General features: G+C 70.5%; 1 protein-coding gene. It reads right to left on the bottom strand.

The annotated features are described in order from the left end of the window. Positions 1 to 217: condensation domain-containing protein (locus tag IO24_RS41860; protein WP_037670191.1), on the bottom strand; the 217-nt coding region annotated here is incomplete at both ends.

Below are 217 nucleotides of genomic sequence, written 5' to 3'. Positions count from 1 at the left end.
GTGTGCGAGGGACCGTGTCGGGTTGAGCGCCTCCACCAGGCCCTCGAAGGGCACGTCCTGGTGAGCGTAGGCGTTGAGGTCGGTCTCGCGGACGCGGTCGAGGAGTTCGGCGAAGGTCGGGTCGCCGGACAGGTCGGTGCGCAGGACGAGGGTGTTGACGAAGAAGCCGACCAGGTCGTCGAGTTCCTCCTCGCCGCGGCCCGCGACCGGCGTGCCG

Origin of the sequence: Streptomyces flavovariabilis, from assembly GCF_000725785.1 — a bacterium.
Lineage (GTDB): Bacteria > Actinomycetota > Actinomycetes > Streptomycetales > Streptomycetaceae > Streptomyces > Streptomyces hawaiiensis.
This window is presented reverse-complemented; position numbering and strand designations above follow the sequence as displayed.